This is a genomic window from Arenimonas oryziterrae DSM 21050 = YC6267 (genome assembly GCF_000420545.1).
Taxonomy (GTDB): Bacteria; Pseudomonadota; Gammaproteobacteria; order Xanthomonadales; family Xanthomonadaceae; genus Arenimonas; species Arenimonas oryziterrae.
The window spans coordinates 285887-303926 of sequence record NZ_ATVD01000002.1; the positions used below are offsets into that span (position 1 = coordinate 285887).

Annotated in this window: 11 protein-coding genes; 2 read left to right on the plus strand and 9 right to left on the minus strand. The window is 65.9% G+C overall.

Going from position 1 to position 18040, the window contains the following annotated elements:
- Window positions 1-26: 26 nt before the first annotated feature.
- The 4 genes from G467_RS0106070 to mtnA form a co-directional block, all read right to left on the minus strand.
- The gene (locus tag G467_RS0106070) at window positions 27-824 is read right to left on the minus strand and encodes a hypothetical protein (protein ID WP_022968843.1); all 798 of its coding nucleotides are present in this window, start codon (window positions 822-824) and stop codon (window positions 27-29) included.
- Window positions 821-2899 (minus strand): PDZ domain-containing protein, encoded by a 2079-nt coding sequence (locus G467_RS15645; RefSeq protein ID WP_022968844.1) that lies wholly within the window; start codon window positions 2897-2899, stop codon window positions 821-823. Before G467_RS15645 ends, G467_RS0106070 begins: the two co-directional genes overlap by 4 nt.
- A 151-nt stretch (window positions 2900-3050) precedes the next feature.
- Entirely contained in the window at window positions 3051-5657 is a 2607-nt protein-coding gene (gyrA, locus tag G467_RS0106080) for a DNA gyrase subunit A (RefSeq protein ID WP_022968845.1), read from the minus strand.
- A gap of 195 nt (window positions 5658-5852) precedes the next feature.
- Window positions 5853-6902: an S-methyl-5-thioribose-1-phosphate isomerase gene (gene mtnA / locus G467_RS0106085; RefSeq protein WP_022968846.1), complete on the minus strand. Its 1050-nt coding sequence runs from the start codon at window positions 6900-6902 to the stop codon at window positions 5853-5855.
- 56 nt (window positions 6903-6958) lie between these two features.
- Between mtnA and G467_RS0106090 the strand changes: the two genes are divergently transcribed.
- On the plus strand, window positions 6959-7642 hold the full coding sequence (locus G467_RS0106090) for a hypothetical protein (RefSeq protein WP_022968847.1): 684 nt from the start codon (window positions 6959-6961) through the stop codon (window positions 7640-7642).
- A 57-nt stretch (window positions 7643-7699) separates the two neighbouring features.
- On the opposite strand, the gene G467_RS17395 is transcribed toward G467_RS0106090, so the two are convergent.
- Window positions 7700-8578 carry a DUF3011 domain-containing protein gene (locus G467_RS17395; RefSeq protein WP_022968848.1) on the minus strand — a complete coding sequence of 293 codons (879 nt, stop codon included), beginning with the start codon at window positions 8576-8578 and terminating at the stop codon, window positions 7700-7702.
- A gap of 190 nt (window positions 8579-8768) precedes the next feature.
- Here G467_RS17395 and G467_RS15655 point away from each other — a divergent pair, with 190 nt between their 5' ends.
- On the plus strand, window positions 8769-10028 hold the full coding sequence (locus tag G467_RS15655; RefSeq protein WP_022968849.1) for a sensor domain-containing diguanylate cyclase: 1260 nt from the start codon (window positions 8769-8771) through the stop codon (window positions 10026-10028).
- Between the two features lie 7 nt (window positions 10029-10035).
- On the opposite strand, the gene epmA is transcribed toward G467_RS15655, so the two are convergent.
- From epmA to smc, 4 genes are all read right to left on the minus strand, one after another.
- Window positions 10036-11004 (minus strand): EF-P lysine aminoacylase EpmA, encoded by a 969-nt coding sequence (gene epmA, locus G467_RS0106105; protein ID WP_022968850.1) that lies wholly within the window; start codon window positions 11002-11004, stop codon window positions 10036-10038.
- 68 nt (window positions 11005-11072) lie between these two features.
- Window positions 11073-13415, minus strand: coding sequence for an NAD-dependent DNA ligase LigA (gene ligA, locus G467_RS0106110; protein ID WP_022968851.1), 2343 nt, complete (start codon window positions 13413-13415; stop codon window positions 11073-11075).
- 3 nt (window positions 13416-13418) lie between these two features.
- A complete protein-coding gene (zipA, locus tag G467_RS0106115) occupies window positions 13419-14195 on the minus strand; it encodes a cell division protein ZipA (RefSeq protein ID WP_026802419.1) in 777 nt (258 codons plus the stop codon).
- A gap of 109 nt (window positions 14196-14304) precedes the next feature.
- Window positions 14305-17808: a chromosome segregation protein SMC gene (smc, locus tag G467_RS0106120; protein ID WP_022968853.1), complete on the minus strand. Its 3504-nt coding sequence runs from the start codon at window positions 17806-17808 to the stop codon at window positions 14305-14307.
- Between the last annotated feature and the right edge of the window lie 232 nt (window positions 17809-18040).

The following is an 18040-nucleotide window of genomic DNA, read 5'->3' on the forward strand; positions in this document are numbered from 1 at the left end:
TTTATCAATGACTTTCTTGAAATCAGTTACTTGCCGCTCGCCACGACCGGCAGTTTCGCCGCCTGGGCGGTCGCGGAAGCCACCTTGTCGATCGGTGTCATCTGCATCGCGGTATCGGCCACATCCAGGCCCAGACCGCTGCCGCCGTTTCGCGAAGAGCGCATCAAGCGACCAAAATCGATATCGACATAGCCCATCGGATGCCCGTCAGCGGAAAACGCCATGCCGGGCACGCCATCGACGAGCAACACGGTTTTCGGCGTGCGCGTTTCGCCCATGACGAATCCAGGGCGGAACACCGGTACGCCGCCCCACTCGTCCGACGTGCGCAGCAGCGAGAAGAACACCATGCCCGGCTCGGCACGAATGCCGTCGGACAGATTCACGAAGCTCAGCCCCGCCGGCGGCTGCCGCAGTCGCAGCCAGGCCAGACCGAGCTGGCTGTCGCGCGTGACCAGATCGGCCGGCAACCAGTCGTCGCTGCCGGGCAAACGCACGCGGAAATCGCTGGACTTGGCGACCGGCGCCGCGCCCTGCCCGCCGCCGCTGGGCATGAACGCACCGAAATCCATGCTGACCGCGCGATCGGGCACGAGCAGCAGGCCGTTCGCGCCGACCAGCAAGGCCTGCGTGCGATCCTCGATGCGCTCTTCCTTGCCGGAGCTGTTGACCGACATCACGAACTTCACGGTGACCACGGACTGCGCATGGCGCGCGGTGAGGTCCTTGTAGATCTGCCGGTAGTCCTCGACCTCGGCAGCGGAAACGCGCAGCGGCGAAAGCACGGACAACGCGAGCAACACGAACAGCGAAACGGATTTCATCGGGACTCCGGAGCGTCGGCCTTGAGCCAGTAGCGTTCGAGATAGAGGATGCGCGTCTGGCTGCCGCGAATCACCTGCAAGGGAATGAGACCGCCGTCGACGGCCGCGAGCGAATGATCGAGTGCTTTCGACAGTTCATCGGGCGTGCTGACCAGACGGTCGCCGAGCTGGATGATGACATCGCCGCGCTTGAGATGCGCCAGACCCGCGGCGCCACCGCTTTCGACGCCATCGATGATCACGCCACTGCGATCCATCGGCAGCTTGAGCGCGACGCGATCGTAGAAACCCAGTTCGCGCAGCTGCGCGCGCAAGCCGGCAACCGCGAGCGTGCGCAGGCCGGAGGTATCGACCGGCGACGGCAACAACCCGACGTCGAATTCGATCGTCTTGCCGTCGCGCAGCGCCGAGAAACGCGAGCGACTGTCGAGCGACAGATCGTGCACGCGCTGGTCGAAGCCTTCCGACGAAGTTTCGTTGTTGGGCTTGAGCGGCTCGCCGTCGACCGACACCAGCAGGTCGCCGACTTTCGCGCCGGCCTTCGCCAGCGGACTGCCCGGATACAAGCGGGAAATGCGGTAGCCCGGCCCGGGCAGGCCGATTTCGCGCGCCAGGGAGGTGGTGAACGGCTGCACTTCCACGCCGACCCAGGCTTTCGGCAACTCGGGCAATGGCGTGCGCGCCTGGTCGCCGAACACGGGCGTGAGCAGACTCAGACGCTGCGCGCCGTCACGCTCGCTTTGCACGATGAGCGGTTTGACTTCGGCGCCGGGGCGCAGCGCGCTGGAGAGATCGGCCAGCGAATTGACCGGTTTGCCATCGATGCGCCGGATCACGTCGCCAGCCGCCAATTCCGGGCGCGCCACGGCGGCCGGTCCGCCTGGACGCACGCCGGTGACGAGCAGGCCGGCAGCATCGTCGAGATTACGTCGGCGGCCCATCGCTGCCGTGAGTTCGGACGCGGAAATGCCCAACGGCGGCACCGCGTTTTCGTCGCCGCGTTCGCGCGTCTGCGCGGTGGCCTTGAGTTCGATGTCGCGGCGCTTGCCGTCGCGTTCGACTTCGATGCGCACGGCCGAATTCACCGGCAGTTCGGCGATGTGCTTTTGCAGGGCCGGCAAGTCGATCGGCTGCGGTGCGTCGATCGCTTCGCCGTTGAGCTTGAGAATGCGGTCGCCGGCACGAAGGCCGGCTTTCTCCGGCGGCGAATCGCGTTCGACCGCATTGACCAGCACGCCATGGCTGAAGCCGGTGCCCTTGAGCGAACGCAGGCGAAACCCGAGCGAAACGCGGCTGACGCTGCCTTTGTCGATGAGCGCGCGAACCACACTGCCCGCCTCCGGACCAGGAATCGCGAACGCGAGGTCGCCGCCGACGATCATGCCGCGCGTATTGACGCCGACTATGCGGCCGCTCAGATCCACCAGCGGGCCGCCGGAATTGCCCGGCGCGATCGCCGCGTCGTGCTGGATCCAGGCGTAATAGCGACCGGTCGGCTCGTCTTCACCCAGGCTGTCTTCGTACTCGGCCTCATCGTCGAACAGGGAAACCAGCAGGCGGCGCGGATTGTTGACGACGCCGGCACTCATCGAATTGGACAGGCCCCAGGGCGCGCCCATCGCCAGCACGGTATCGCCGGGCTTGATGTCGAGCGAGGTCGCGAATTCGGCGTAGGCGAAGGTCTCCGGACGCGGCGACTGCACCTGCAACACGGCCAGATCCGACAATGTGTCGGTGCCGACGAGTTTCGCCGGCAGCTCGCGACCGTCGGCGAACACGACGCGGAAGGATTTGCCGTTCTGGGTGACGTGCGCATTGGTAGCGATGTGGCCCTGCGCACTGACCACGGTGCCGCTGCCGCTGGACACGCTCAGCGAGGGTTCGCCCTGGCGATAGTCCTGACGCACCGTGAGGATGCTCACGACGACGGGCAGCACCTTGTCGCGCGCAGCGGAAATGCGGTTGCTGTCGGCCGTCGCGGGCAGCGACTGGTCGGCATGGGAAAGGGTCGGGGCGAGAAACAGCAGCCCCAGCAAGATCATCGCCGGGCGCAGGAAGAATCGGATGTCGTGCATGGGAACCCCGGGAGACTTGCCGCAAGCTTAGGCGCAAGCCGCGTGAAAAATCCATGCGCCTTGCGGGCAGTTACCGGGAAGCAGGTGGTCCAACCGCGACCGCGATCGCGCCGGGCGGGCGCGATTGCGGGTCACGAACGGGAGGCGCAGGTCAGACGGCGTCGCCGGCCTGGGTCTCGTCGACGACGGCATCCGGGGCGGCATCGTCGACATCGACGATGAGGTCCAGACTCTCCACCGCGATCAGCTTTTCGCCCTCGGCCACACGCATCAGGGTGACGCCCTGGGTGTTGCGGCCGACCTGCGAGACTTCCGACGCGCGCGTACGCACCAGGGTTCCCTGGTCGGAGATCAGCAGGATTTCGTTCTGCTCGGTCAGCTGGATCGCGCCGACCAGGGAACCGTTGCGCTCGCTGGTCGCGATCGCGATGACGCCCTGGGTGCCGCGGCCCTTGCGTGGGTACTCGGACACCGGGGTGCGCTTGCCAAAGCCGTTCTGCGAGGCGGTGAGGATGTCGCCCTCGCCGTCGACGACGATCAGGCTGACGACCTTCGGTACCGGCACGCCCTCGGTTTCGACCAGGCGCATGCCGCGCACGCCGGTGGCGGTGCGACCCATCGAGCGCACTTCGGTTTCATCGAAGCGCACGGCCTTGCCGTTCGAGGCGAACAGCATGATGTCGCGTTCGCCATTGGTCAGCTGCACATCGACCAGACCATCGCCGTCGTCGAGATTGATCGCCCAGATACCGCTCGCGCGCGGACGCGAGTATTCCGACAGGGGCGTCTTCTTGACCGTGCCGTCGCGCGTGGCGAAGAACACGAACTGATCGGCGCTGAATTCGCGTACCGGCAGCACCGCCTGCACCTTCTCGCCTTCCTGCAGCGGAATCCAGTTGATGATCGGACGGCCGCGCGAGTTCGGACCCGCATCCGGCAACTGGTAGACCTTGAGCCAGAACACGCGACCGGCGCTGGTGAAGGTCAGCAGCGTGTCATGCGTATTGACCACCCACAGGCGGTCGATGAAATCCTCTTCCTTCATCGCCGTCGCCGAACGACCCTTGCCGCCGCGCTTCTGCGCGCGATAGGCCGAGGTCGGCTGACGCTTGGCATAGCCCGAATGCGAGAGCGTCACCACGACGTCTTCCGAAGCGATCAGGTCGAGGATGTCCAGATCCTCTTCGCCCGGACGGATCTCGGTGCGGCGATCGTCGCCGAATTCTTCCTTGAGGCTGCGCAGCTCGGTGCGGATCACGTCGAGCAACACGTCGGGATTCTCGAGGATGCGGATCAGGCCGGCGATCGTCTCCAGCAGCTGCTTGTATTCGTCGGTGAGCTTTTCCTGTTCCAGCCCGGTGAGGCGGTTCAGGCGCATTTCCAGGATTTCCTTGGCCTGCACTTCCGAGAGACGGTAGCCGTCGCTCTGCAGACCGAAGTCGCGCAGCAGGTCTTCTGGACGCGAGGCGTCGGCACCGGCGGCGCCGAGCAATGCGCGCACCAGACCGGGTTCCCAGTTCTTGGCGAGCATGCGGTCCTTGGCGACCTGCGGGCTCTCGGACGTCTTGATCAGCTCGATCATTTCGTCGATGTTGGCCAGCGCGACCGTCAGGCCTTCGAGGATATGCGCGCGCGCACGGGCCTTGCGCAGCTCGAAGATAGTGCGGCGGGTGACCACTTCACGGCGGTGGCGGATGAAGGCTTCGAGGATCTGCTTGAGGTTGAGCACCTGCGGGCGACCGTCGACCAGCGCGACCATATTGATGCCGAACACCGATTCCATCGGCGTCTGCAGGTACAGGTTGTTGAGCACGACCTCGGCCGACTCGTTGCGCTTGACCTCGATGTAGATGCGCATGCCGTCCTTGTCGGACTCGTCGCGCAGCTCGGTGATGCCCTCGATCTTCTTTTCCTTGACCAGCTCGGCGATCTTCTCGATCAGACGTGCCTTGTTCACCTGGTACGGCAGCTCGGTAACGATGATCGACTCGCGGCCGTTGTCCTCGTTGACCTCGATGTCGGCGCGCGCCTTCATGCGCACGCGGCCGCGGCCGGTGTGATACGCCGCATGGATGCCGGCGGAGCCGTTGATGATGCCCGCGGTCGGGAAATCCGGACCCGGGATATGCAGCATCAGGTCGCCGATGGTGGCGTCCGGATCGTCGATGAGCGCGATGGTCGCGCTGATGACTTCGCTGAGATTGTGCGGCGGGATGTTGGTCGCCATGCCGACCGCGATGCCGGCGGAACCGTTGATGAGCAGGTTCGGCACGCGCGTCGGCATGACCGTCGGCTCGAGTTCCTTCTCGTCGTAGTTGGGCTGGAAATCGACGGTCTCCTTGTCGATGTCGGCCATCAGCTGGTGCGTGAGGCGCGCCATACGCGCTTCGGTGTAACGCATCGCGGCGGCGGAGTCGCCGTCGACGGAACCGAAGTTGCCCTGTCCGTCGACGAGCATGTAGCGCAGCGAGAACGGCTGCGCCATGCGCACCAGGGTGTCGTACACTGACTGGTCGCCGTGCGGGTGGTACTTACCGATGACGTCGCCGACGATACGCGCGGACTTGTAATACGGTTTGTTGGAGTGCGCGCCGAGTTCGTGCATCGCGAAAAGCACGCGACGATGGACCGGCTTGAGGCCGTCGCGGACATCCGGGAGGGCGCGGCCGACGATCACGCTCATGGCGTAATCGAGGTAACTCCTGCGCATCTCATCTTCGAGGTTTACCGGGATGATTTCCTTCGCGAGCTCTGCCATTCGACCTTCCGTATTCGACGATTTCCAGGCCCGTTCCGGGGTTCGGAACGGGGTACTTCATGCGACAGGAAATCATAGCAGAATCCGGCCTCGGGAAGGGTCGGATTGGCCCGAAAAATCAGGGCTTTAGGCGCTTGACATGGGCATCGGAAACCCGGTCTTTTCCGGGTCGGAAAAACAGGAGCGCCGGCGTGCTCAGCCGGTGCCGAAAACGGCGGCCATCCGGGCCGCGTCCGGGGCCAGGATCACGCCCCGCTCGGTGACGATGGCATCGATCAGGCCGGCCGGCGTCACGTCGAAAACCGGATTGAACGCGGTGATGCCTTCGGCGACCGTGCGCGTTCCGGCAACGGCCAGCAGCTCGGCGCCGTCGCGCTCCTCGATGTGGATGTCCGCGCCGGTCGCGGTGGCCATGTCGACCGTGGACGAGGGCGCGACCACCATGACCTTGACGCCATGGTGGCGTGCGGCGATGGCGTGATGGTAGGTACCGATCTTGTTGGCGGTATCGCCATTGGCGCAGATGCGATCGGCGCCGACGACGAGCCACTGCACAGCGCCGGTTTTCATGAGATGGGCGCCGGCGGCGTCGGCGATCAGGGTCGCAGGAATCCCGTCCTGCAGCAGCTCCCAGACGGTCAGGCGCGCCCCTTGCAGCCAGGGACGGGTCTCGCTCGCGTAGACCCGGTCGATGCGTTCAAGTGCCACCCCGGCGCGGATCACGCCCAGTGCCGTGCCGAATCCCGCCGTCGCCAGCGAACCGGTATTGCAATGGGTCAGCACGCCGGAACCTGGCGCGATCAGTTCGGCGCCGAGGCGACCCATGTGCCGATTCGCGGCGAGGTCTTCGCGCTCGATCGCCAGCGCCTCGCGCTCGATCACCTCCCGCCAGTCGCCGCCGGCGGCAGCGAGCGCCGCACGCATGCGCGCGATCGCCCACATCAGGTTGACGGCGGTCGGACGCGAGGCGTTGAGTTCGGCGATCGCCGGATCCATCGCCACCAGTGCCTGCGCCCCGTTGGCGGCCGCGATGCCCTCGCCAGCCAGGACCACGCCGAACGCGGCGGAAATGCCGATCGCCGGTGCGCCGCGAACCACCAGATCGCGGATCGCCTGCGCGACCGCATGGCTGTCGGCGCAGTCGAGATATTCGACGACGAACGGCAGCTTGCGCTGATCGAGCAAGGACAGGCGTCGGTCCTGCCAGCGGATCGGACGAATGCGGTCGTAACGGTCGAAGTCCATGCGGGTTCCTTGTCTGCTGCCTCCAGTTTATCAAGCACGCGGGTTATGCTCGGCTCATGGCCACACGAAAAGCCGCAAGCCCGCGCCGAGCGCGCGTCAAAGCCGATCTGCCGGACACCGGTATCGAAACCGCGCTGCACACCGCCTGCGTCAAGGCCGGTGCGGCGGCGGCGCTGCAGGTCTCGCTCGAGCGCCTGCCCCTGCTCAAGCCCTTCCTGCCCCGCCCGGTCACCAATGCCGCCCGCGGCGATGCACCCGAACGCCTGCAACGCCTGCTGATCAAGGAAATCTACAGCCGCTATCGCCTCAAGCCGGCCGGCTGGGAGATCGAGGGCATCCTGGCCGTCGCGCAGACGCAAAGCGTGCTGACGCCGCTGGCGACGCAGGAAGGTCTGCGTTCGGTGCTGCGGACCTGGCTGCCCGACCGTCTGAGCAGTCCGCTGGTGCGCTATACGCCGCTGGAACCACTGGTCACCGCCACGGCCAAGGCGGTCGCGGCGACCTGGGCAGCGGGACGCTACGCCGACAGCGTCTGTCGTCTGCGCAAGGCCGGCGCCGACTGGCTGCCGGCACCGCTGGCCGAGGCCCTGAGCCTGGCGCCGGCAAAACTTCGCCGCTGGAGCGCCGAGGCCCTCGCGCTCGCCCTGCCCCCGCTGCGTTTCGCGACCGCCTGGAGTCCGGTGGCAGTGGCGAAAACCACGACCGTGCGCAAAGCCCGCGCCAAGCGCAGCGCAAAATGAAAAATCCGCCGGCGCAGCACGCCGACGGATTTTCCTGAGCGACGGATTGCCGGCAAATCAGTACACGACGAATTCCGCGCGGCAGCCGCGATCCACCCAGACGCCGTCGTTGCGATAGCCCCAGCTCTCGTTGACCGTGCAGGCACCGCGGCTCAGTTGCCGGGAAATCTGCGCCTGCCGCAGATAGCCGCCGGCGCGACAAAAGACATAGCGACCATCGCGCGACTCACAGGTCAGGCGGCGGGCATTGCCATAGCCGTTTCCATAGCCGTTACCGCCGTAGCCACCGTTGTTGCCATAGCCATTGCCGTAACCGTTTCCATAACCGCTATAGCCCGAACGGCTGCCAATCACGAACTCGGCGCGACAGCCTTGCGAAACCCAGATGCCGCGACGATCCCAACCCCAGGTACGGCCCTCAAGGCATTGGCCGCGCGAGAGCTGGTTGGCCAATCGCACGCCGTAACGCGTGTCGACATCGCAGTAGACGGTGCGTGCATTCGACGACTCGCAGCGCACCACCTGACCGCGATTGCGGCCATTGCCGTAGCCGTTGCCGTAGCCGTTGCCGTAGCCGTTGTCGTTGTCGTTCCAGCCGCGATCGTCGTCGCCGCGACCATAGCCGTAGCCGTAGCGGCTACTCAATTCGAACTCCGCCCGGCAGCCGCCGCTGACCCAGAGACCGCGACCATCCCAGCCCCAGGTCTGTCCCTGGATGCAGGCGGCGCGCGAGGTCTGGCGCAGAAACCGTACGTCGTAGCCGTTGTCGACACGGCAGTAGACCGTGCGCTGATCCTGCGACTCGCAGCGCAGGGTCTGTGTCCCACGGTCCGCGCGGGAATACTGGTCGTCGTGACGCGAATTCCAGTCGTCGGCCGAGGCGGTTTGCGCGAGGCCGAGCACGAGCAGGACTAGCAGGGAAAGCGGGGTGTTCATGGTGGCTCCAGGCTGGCTCCGAGGTGGACCAGGCTCGGTTCGAAACATAGGCACGTCTTTGTGAACCGTCATCCAACCTTCACGGCGAACCCGCGTGAGGCTTAGCGCCGATTCACTTTTCCAGGACGCACATCCCGGCTTGTGACGGACATCATTGTCAGCAGCGGCCCTAGCCCCTAAGGTTGGCGCCATGAACGCCCCTCCGCCGCGTCCCCCTCTGCAGTGGCCGTTCCTCGCCTGCGGTCTGGGCGTGGTCGGCCTGCTGGTGTGGTTCGGCTCGGTGCAGATGAGCGTGCTGCATTCGTGGCTGGGGCTGCTGGCCGGCGTCGGCCTGCTGATCCTGATGCTTCGTCAGTTCCGGGGTCTGCACCGTCAGGCCACGCAGGACGCACAGGCGATCCAGGTCGTGCGTCGCGAACTGGCGATCGAACAGGCGCGACAGGAAAGCCATTCCGCCGATCTCGGCCTGCTCAGCCGCTTCGGCAATCTGCTGCTGGCCTGTACCGACGAAGCCGAAGCCTTGCAGACCAGCCAGCAGATGCTGTCCCTGTTGCTGCCCGGCAGCGCGGGCTCGATCTACCCGCTCATCGATGGCGAAGGTCTCGCCGAAGCGACGCACCTGTGGGGCATCCATGTCTGTGGCACCCGCCCCCAGGCTAGTGCGCAGGATTGCTGGGCCATGCATCGCAAGCGCCAGCATGTCGCCAGCAACCAGTCGCCGGAGAGCCTGTGTCCGCACGTGCAGCCGAACGGATCGGCGGCGTTTTTCACCTCGTGCATTCCACTGGTCGCGCAGAACGAATCCCTGGGCTGGATCTATCTCAGCTCTCCGGGCGCGGAGGCCTATCCGAAACTGCAGATGGCGGTCGCCGCCGCCGAACAGCTCGCCCTGGCCCTGGCGAACCTGAAACTGCGCGAAAGCCTGCGCGACCAGTCGGTCCGCGATCCGCTGACCACGCTGTTTAACCGCCGCTACCTCACCGAGTCGCTGGGTCGCGAAATGGCGCGCAGTGGTCGGCGCAAGCAAACGCTGGCGGTGATGACTTTCGACATCGACCACTTCAAGGCCTTCAACGACACCTACGGCCACGCTGCCGGTGATGCCGTGCTGGTCGCGTTCGCACGACTGCTGCAGACCTCGTCGCGCAGCGAAGACATCGCCTGCCGCATGGGCGGCGAAGAGTTCGTGCTGATCATGCCGGAAATGGAACTGACGGTCGCCGAACGCCGCGCCCACGAATTGCTCGCCGGCATCACCCAGCTGCAGATCATGCACGAGGGTCAACTGCTGCCCGCGGTCACCACGTCGATCGGGCTCGCGTTGTTCCCCGACCACGGCCGCCAGCCGGATCGCCTGCTGGCCGCCTCCGATCAGGCGGTGTATCGCGCAAAGAGCGCCGGCCGCAACCAGCTCGTCGTCGCCGACGCCGTCGACATCACGTCGAGCTAGGCCACCGTCAGGCGCGATCGAACGGAAACGCGATCACGTCGGCGATGCGCTCGGTGCCAAGCATCGCCATCAGCAAGCGATCCACGCCCAGCGCCACGCCCGCGCTCGAGGGCAGTTTCGGCAGCGCCGCCAGCAGGCGTTCGTCGACCGGCGGCTGCACCGCTGCCCGCTTCTGCCGCGTCGCCAGATCGCGCCCGAAGCGCTCGCGCTGTTCGGTGGGGTCAGTGAGTTCGTGATAGCCGTTGGCGACTTCCAGCGGGCCGACATAAACCTCGAACCGCTCCGCCACCGGCACGTCGCCGGGACGGATCTTCGCGAGTGCGCATTGGCTCGCCGGATAATCGAAGATCAGCAGGATGCGGTTGGCCGGAATCGACGGCTGGATCAGGTGCGTCATCAGCAGATCTAGCCAATCGTCGCGACCCAGCCCATCGGGATCGATATCGAAAACGGCCAGCGGGCCGCGCAGTTCCGCTTCGGTCGCGGTGAGCGCGTCGAATCCGAAGCTATCCTGATAGAGCTGGCGGAAACTGACATCGCGCACGGTCGCGCGCCGGCCGGCGAGGTGCAACGCGTCCTTCACCAGCTCGGCGCATTCGTCCATGAGCTTGTGATGGGTCCAGCCCGCGCGATACCACTCGAGCATGCTGAATTCGGGATTGTGGCGCTTGCCGGCTTCGCCGTTGCGGAACACGCGCCCGAGTTCGTAACAATCGCCGATACCGGACGCGAGCAGACGCTTGAGAGGAAATTCCGGCGAGGTGCGCAGCCAGCGCTGACCGACGCCCGCGCTCTTGGGGCCGATGAATTGCAACTGGAAACTCTCGATGTTGGCATCGGTATTGCCGGCCATCGAGAGGATCGGCGTCTCGACTTCGAGCACGCCGCGATCGGCGAAGAACTTCCGGATCAAGGCGTACAACTGCGCGCGCAGCCGCAGTGCCTTGATATTGGCGGTGGGCTTCCAGTCCTTCATGTCGCGTTCCTCCCTGCGGTCGCCGGAATTACTGTACTCGGGTGCAGGAAAATCGGAAGCCCGCGGACTTATTCCGGCGCGTGCCGATTCAGGAAGTCGATCAGGGCGGCTTCGTCCCAGACCTCCACGCCGAGCTCGCGGGCCTTGTCGAGCTTGGAGCCGGCGGCCTCACCCGCGACGACGAAACTGGTCTTCTTCGATACGCTGCCCGACACCTTGGCGCCCAGTGCTTCCAGCCGATCGCCGGCCTGGTCGCGGCTCATCGACGCCAGACCGCCGGTCAACACGACGGTCTTGCCAGCGAGCGGACCTTCCGCACTCGCGGTCATTGGGGTGATCGCGAGCAGGCGAGCCAGCGCTTCGCCGCTGCGCTGCAACAGAACCGCATGCGCGGCCTCCGCGCGCCAGGCGAGCAAGGCCGACAAGGTTTCGGGCGGCAGACCGCTCTGCGCCAATGCCGCTTCGGACGCCGCGACGATCTGCGCGGCATCGGCGAACGACTTCGCCAGCTGTTCGGCGCGTGTGCGCGTGATCTTCGGAATTTCCGTGTCGGTCAGCAACGTGGCCAGATCGAGGCTTTCGCGCAGCTTCGGCGACGGCGGATGCGTATCGGCAATCACGACGCCGCGCGCGAGCAGTGCACTGATCGCGTCCTGGTTGCCGGGCTGGTCGAGAAAATGCCCGATGGCGCGCGCCACTTCGCCGCCGACATCGGGCACGCGCTTGAACAAGGGCCAGGGCAGGTACCGGATCAGCTCGAGATCGCCGAACCAGGCCGCCAGCGCTTTTGCCGTGCTTTCGCCGACATGCTCGATGCCCAGTGCAAACAGGAAACGCTCGAGCGTCGTGCGCCGGCTGCGATCGATCGCCTCGATGAGGTTCTCTGCCCACTTGCTCGCGACCTTGCCGGCCTTCACCGTCTCCGGCGTCGTGCCGTCGCGCTCATCGACGCGACGCTTCATCTCCAGCAGATCGTCCAGCGTGAGCTTGTACAGATCGGCGACCGATTCGAGATAGCCCAGATCGGACAGGTCTTCGATGTAGCGGTCGCCCAGGCCTTCGATATCCATCGCGCGACGCGAAGCGAAATGCCGGATCGCTTCCTTGCGCTGCGCCGGGCAGGACAGTTCGCCCGAGCAGCGCCAGGCGGCTTCGCCTTCCTCGCGCACGATTTCCGCGCCGCAGACAGGGCACGTCAGTGGCATCGTCCAGGGCACGGTTCCCGCGGGACGCCGCTCCGGCACCACGCGCGCGATTTCCGGGATGACATCGCCGGCGCGGCGCACGATCACCGTGTCGCCGACGCGCACGTCGAGGCGCGCGATCTGGTCGGCATTGTGCAAGGTCGCGTTGGTGACCACGACGCCCGCGACCTGCACCGGGCGCAGGCGCGCGACCGGGGTCGCCGCGCCGGTGCGGCCGATCTGGATTTCGATCGCCTCGAGCACCGTCGTCTGCTCCTGCGCCGGAAACTTGTGTGCGATCGCCCAGCGCGGCGCGCGCGAGACGAAGCCCATTTCGCGCTGACCGGCGTAGTCGTCGAGTTTGTAGACGACGCCGTCGATGTCGAACGGCAGACCCTCGCGCTTCTCGCCCATGCGCCGGTAATAACCGAGCACGCCGTCGGCGCCCGCGACCACATCGCTTTCGGCGCTGACCGGGAATCCCCAGTCGCGCAGGCGTCGCAAGGTTTCCGAATGCGTGTTCGCCAGCTCGCCGCCGTCGACCGCTCCCACGGCATAGGCGTAGAACGCCAGCGGCCGCTGCGCGGTGATGCGCGGATCGAGCTGACGCAGGGACCCGGCCGCGCCATTGCGCGGATTGGCTAGCACCTTTCCGCCTTCCTTCAGGGCACGCTGGTTGTAGCGATTGAATTCGGCCAGCGGCATGTAGACCTCGCCGCGCACCTCCAGCGTCTTCGGCCAGTCCTTGCCGCGCAAACGCAGCGGGATTGCCTTGATCGTGCGCAGATTCGCCGTCACGTCCTCGCCAGTGGCACCGTCGCCGCGCGTCGCGCCCTGCACGAAGCGGCCCTGCTCGTAGCGCAGACTGATCGCCAGGCCGTCGAGCTTGGGTTCGACGGAAAACGAGGGCGAGGTCCGCTCCAGCCGCTCTTCGATCCGGCGGACGAAGTCGACGACTTCCTCGTCGCTGAAGGCGTTGCCCAGCGACAGCATCGGAATCGCATGGGTGACTTCGGCGAAGCCGCCGGCCGGCGCGAGGCCTACGCGCTGCGTCGGCGAATCGGCATCGGCAAGTTCAGGGTGTTCGGTTTCCAGCGCTTCGAGCTCGCGCAGCAACTGGTCGTATTCCGCGTCCGACAAGGTCGGATCGTCGAGCACGTAGTAGCGGTGGTTCGCGTCCTCGAGCAGGCGACGCAGATCGCGGACACGGTCACGTGCCTGGACCATGACTCAACGCCCCGGCTTGATGTTCAACTTTTCGCGCGCGCGGTCGTAGGCGCGCACGTCGTCGCGGATATTGGCGATGCGCTGGCGGCCGAGGGCATTGCGCTCTTCGTCGAGCAGGACGGCGTCGAGCAATTCGGCCATGCGCTGCGCGGTCGGCAGCAGGGTGTCCCAGGCATCGAGCGCCGACAGCGGGCCCGGCAAGGTCATGAAGAAACTGATGCCCGGCGTCTTCAAGTCCTTGATGGTGCGCAGATCGAAGGACCCGGGTTTGATCAGGTTGGCGACGCTGAAGATCGGCCCCTGCTCCGGATGCTTGTCGACCATGCGATGGAAAATGCTCATGTGCCCGTAGATCAGTCCGGCTTTTTCGGCGGCCACGACCAGATCCGGACCGGTCAGGGCATGACCGGCGCGCGCGGCGACATACAGGCTGACGATCTTGTCGAAATCGGCACTGGGCCGCGCGCCGATCTGCATGCCGCGGTTCTGCGTGGCAGGATCCGGCGTCGCCGGCGTGCGCGTCGCGCCGCCGTCGGCAAGCGAGGCTTCCAGCAGGTCGAATTCGGCCTGCGCGACTTCGCCGTCGCCCAGATGGATGTCGGCATCGGATTCGAGAATTTCGCGCAGCGTGGGTTCCTGGCGTCGATCCGGATCGGAAGGCTTGCCGCCGGGAACGCGCTTGCCCTGCTCGGGCTTCTTGCGACTGCTGAAGAAGATGACGGCCATCAGAATCAGCGCCGCGATGGCAATGCCGATGCGCAGCAGGGCGGTATCGCTGATTCCTTCGAACATCCTCAATCTCCCGATTCGCGATGGAGCAAGTCTAACCGCGCCGCCGTGCCGCCGTGACCGGCGCGGAGGTCATCAGCGCCGATCGGTCCGCCGGCGATTATGCCGCACCGACCAGGCGTGCTGCCTCGGCCAGATCCACCGAGACCAGACGACTGCAGCCCGGCTCGCGCATGGTTACGCCGGAGAGCTGCTTGGCCGCTTCCATCGTCGCCTTGTTGTGGGTGACGAACAGGAACTGCACCTTCTCGCTCATCTCGGTCACCATCGACGAGAAACGGCCGACGTTGGCTTCGTCCAGCGGCGCATCGACTTCGTCGAGCAGGCAGAACGGCGCCGGATTCAGGCGGAAGATCGCGAACACCAGGGCGACCGCGGTCAGCGCTTTTTCACCGCCGGAAAGCAGCGAAATATTCGACACGCGCTTGCCCGGCGGGCGCGCCATGATCGACACGCCGGTGTCGAGCAGGTCTTCGCCGGTCAACTCCAGATACGCATGACCGCCGCCGAACAGGCGCGGGTACAGCTCCTGGATGCCGGTGTTGACGCGGTCGAAGGTTTCCTTGAAGCGGCCGCGGGTTTCGCGGTCGATCTTCTTGATGGCGCCTTCGAGGGTTTCCAGTGCCGAGGTGAGATCGGCGTTTTGCGCATCCAGATAGGTCTTGCGCTCGCTCTGTTCGCCGTACTCCTGGATCGCAGCGAGATTCACCGGCTCGAGGCGGCGCATCTTGGCGTCGATGTCGCCGAGCGTCTTGGTCCAGCCGTCGAAGTCGGCCTTCTCGGGCAAGGCAGCGATGACCGCCTCAAGCTCGAGACCGGCGCCGACGATGGCTTCGGAAAGCTGCTCGGACTTCAACGTGAGCGCCTGTGCTTCCAGGCGGCGCGTGGAAATCGCTTCGCGCTGCGCCAGCGACTGCTGATCGCGCTGCTGGCGGGTCTGTTCGTATTTGCGCAGCTCGTTCTCGATGCCGTCGAGCGTGGAGCGCGCGGCTGCCAGATCCTTCTCGACCACGATGCGCTGATCGAGCACGGCCTGCCGGTCGGACTGCAGTTTCACGATCGGCGCATCGCCTTCGGCGAGCTGCGCGACGAGCTCGTTCAAGCGCAATTCTAGTTGCGCCCGTTGGCTGCCCATGCGCGCCAGCGACTGCGTGAGCGCCAACACGCGGGCGCGCTGCGACTCGAGCGCCAGTGCGAGCTGATGCGCGGACTCGCGCGCCTCGCGCGCCGAATTGCGGGCCAGGTCGCGCTGCTCGCTGAGCGTGCGGCGCTGGCTGTCGAGCTGCTGGCGTTCGGTTTCGAGGTCGCCCATTTTCGCAACGGCCTGCTCCAGCCGCGCGCGCGCCTCGCGGATCTGCGTCTGCGATTCGTCCAGTGTCTGGGCCAGCGTCGCCAGCTCGGTGTCGATGTGGGTGATGCGCGACTGCGCCGATTCCAGGCGGCTCTTGTGCCCCTGCATCTGGCCAGCCAGCTCGGACACGCCGCGATGCGTCAGATACATCGTGCGCTGCGCGTCCTCGCGGTGCTGCTCGGCTTCGAGCAGCTTGTCGCGCATCAGGGTCAGCGATTCGTTGATCGACTGTTCCTTCTTGCCGAGCGCTTCGATTTCGGCACGCAAGGCCTTGATCTCGTTCTCGCGTGCGAGCGAACCCTGCTGCGCCTCGCCGCTGCGCACCACGCGCAACCAGCCGGCACCGAGCCATTCGCCGCGACGGGTGATGACTGCCTCGCCTTCGCCCAGGCGATCGGCGAGCGCGCGCGCGGAACCCGCGTCATCGGCGACACGGATTTTCGCGAGCAGCTGGCGCACGGCCGTCGGGCCCTGCACTTTCGCAGCCAGCGAATCGGTCGGCACCGACGCGTTGTCGCGTGCGGAAGACACCAGCGCGACGCGGCCCTGGCCGAGACTGGTCAGCGCGTCCAGCCACTCGCCGGGTGCGTCCACGGTGACGGCTTCGAGCAGGCTGCCGAGCACGGTTTCGACGGCGGTTTCCCAGCCGGCTTCCACATCCAGCGACTCGCCCAGACGGGTATTGCCGTCAATGCCCTGGCTCTTGAGCCAGTCGAGCGCGACGTTCTTTTCCTGGCCAAGCGCCGCGTGCTGCAGCGCTTCGAGCGACGCGAGACGACCCCGTGCCGCCTGGATCTGTTTGCGCGCTTCGGACAATTCGTTCTGCTGCTGGCGCTGTTGTTCCTGCAAGGCGGTGAGATTGGCCTTGCGCTGCTCCAGATCGCCGGCCAGCGCGTCGAGGCCGGCTTTTTTCTGGTCGTGGTCCTCAGTCATCGCCGCGAGGGCGGTCAGCAAGGCGCCCGTGTCGAGTCCGCCACGCTCGCCCGAGAGGGTTTCGCGACGGCGACCGGCATCGAGCGACTGCTTTTCGAGGTATTCGATCTTGGTGCGTTCGACTTCGGCCCAGCGCGCGGCTTCGGCCTGCGCCTTGGCGTAGGTGTCCCAGCGCTGCTGCCAGTCGTTCAGGGCCGTTTCGGCGGCACGCAGGGCTTCCTGACGCGACGTATCGTCGCCGCTGAGCGCAGCGAGCTTGGGCTCGGCATCGGCGATCGTGCTGCGCAGGTCGCCCAACTGTTTTTCGTCGCCGGTAATGTGTTCGCCGATCTGCGCGAACGCCGCATCCGCTTCGGCGCGTGCCGTTTCCAGACGCTGCTTGAGCTCGCGCTGGTGGCTGATCTGCTGCTCGATGCGCGCCAGCTCACCGCTGATGCGATAGCCCTCGGCCTGCACCTTGCCCAGGGCTTCGCTGGCTTCGGTGTGCTGCACGCGGCAGGTCTCGATCTGCGCCTCGGCCGAACGCTGCTCGGCCTGGAACTGCTGCAGCTTGAGTTCGTCCTGGGTCATCGCCTCGCGCATGCCGCTCAATTCGCCATCGAGCTTGCGGTATTCGAGACCCTTGAGCTGGGCATCCTTCTCGCGACGTTCGGCCTGCAGTGCCTGGTACTGCTCGGCGGCGCGCGCCTGGCGCTTGAGGTGGTCGATCTGCTTGTCGACTTCTTCGCGCAGGTCGTTGAGGCGATCGAGATTCTCGCGCGTGTGCTTGATGCGCGTTTCGGTTTCCTTGCGGCGTTCCTTGTACTTGGAGATGCCGGCGGCCTCTTCGAGGTAGACGCGCAGATCCTCGGGCTTGGCCTCGATGATCTGGCTGATCATGCCCTGCTCGATGATCGAGTAGCTGCGCGCGCCCAGACCAGTGCCGAGGAACAGGTCGGTGATGTCGCGACGACGGCAACGCGCACCGTTCAAGTAGTAGTTGGACTGGCCGTCGCGGCTGACGGAACGCTTCACGGAAATTTCCGCGTAACGCGCGTACTCGCCGCCGACCGTGCCTTCGGAGTTGTCGAAGATCAGCTCGACCATCGCCTGACTGACCGGCTTGCGCGTCGAGGAACCCGAGAAGATCACGTCGGTCAACGAATCGCCGCGCAACCGGCTCGCCGAACTCTCGCCCATGACCCAGCGCACGGCGTCGATGATGTTGGACTTGCCGCAACCGTTCGGACCGACGACGCCGGTCATGTTGGTCGGCAGGTGCAGGACCGTGGGGTCAACGAAGGATTTGAAGCCGGACAGCTTGATCGTCGAAAGGCGCATGGGCAGCAATATTTGGTGCGGAACCGGACTCAGGCCGGCTGTCGGGGCGCGAGGCTCCGCCGCGGGGTTTGCAGGGGTCCGAAATCAGGCCGTCTGTCCGTCCAGGTTATTGATTTATATGGAAGACAGACGCGCGAGAAAGACGGTCGAGGGTCAGTATACCGTGCCCCGGGCACCCGGGTAGGCGCCATGTGAAGCCATGTGAACACCGGGACCGCGGGTGGCCGCAGCC

What these genes read in the sequence shown, in the direction of transcription:
- G467_RS0106070 (WP_022968843.1), bottom strand. Translation starts at nt 824, where the DNA reads ATGAAATCCGTTTCGCTGTTCGTGTTGCTCGCGTTGTCCGTGCTTTCG.
- G467_RS15645 (WP_022968844.1), bottom strand. Translation starts at nt 2,899, where the DNA reads ATGCACGACATCCGATTCTTCCTGCGCCCGGCGATGATCTTGCTGGGG.
- gyrA (WP_022968845.1), bottom strand. Translation starts at nt 5,657, where the DNA reads ATGGCAGAGCTCGCGAAGGAAATCATCCCGGTAAACCTCGAAGATGAG.
- mtnA (WP_022968846.1), bottom strand. Translation starts at nt 6,902, where the DNA reads ATGGACTTCGACCGTTACGACCGCATTCGTCCGATCCGCTGGCAGGAC.
- G467_RS0106090 (WP_022968847.1), top strand. Translation starts at nt 6,959, where the DNA reads ATGGCCACACGAAAAGCCGCAAGCCCGCGCCGAGCGCGCGTCAAAGCC.
- G467_RS17395 (WP_022968848.1), bottom strand. Translation starts at nt 8,578, where the DNA reads ATGAACACCCCGCTTTCCCTGCTAGTCCTGCTCGTGCTCGGCCTCGCG.
- G467_RS15655 (WP_022968849.1), top strand. Translation starts at nt 8,769, where the DNA reads ATGAACGCCCCTCCGCCGCGTCCCCCTCTGCAGTGGCCGTTCCTCGCC.
- epmA (WP_022968850.1), bottom strand. Translation starts at nt 11,004, where the DNA reads ATGAAGGACTGGAAGCCCACCGCCAATATCAAGGCACTGCGGCTGCGC.
- ligA (WP_022968851.1), bottom strand. Translation starts at nt 13,415, where the DNA reads ATGGTCCAGGCACGTGACCGTGTCCGCGATCTGCGTCGCCTGCTCGAG.
- smc (WP_022968853.1), bottom strand. Translation starts at nt 17,808, where the DNA reads ATGCGCCTTTCGACGATCAAGCTGTCCGGCTTCAAATCCTTCGTTGAC.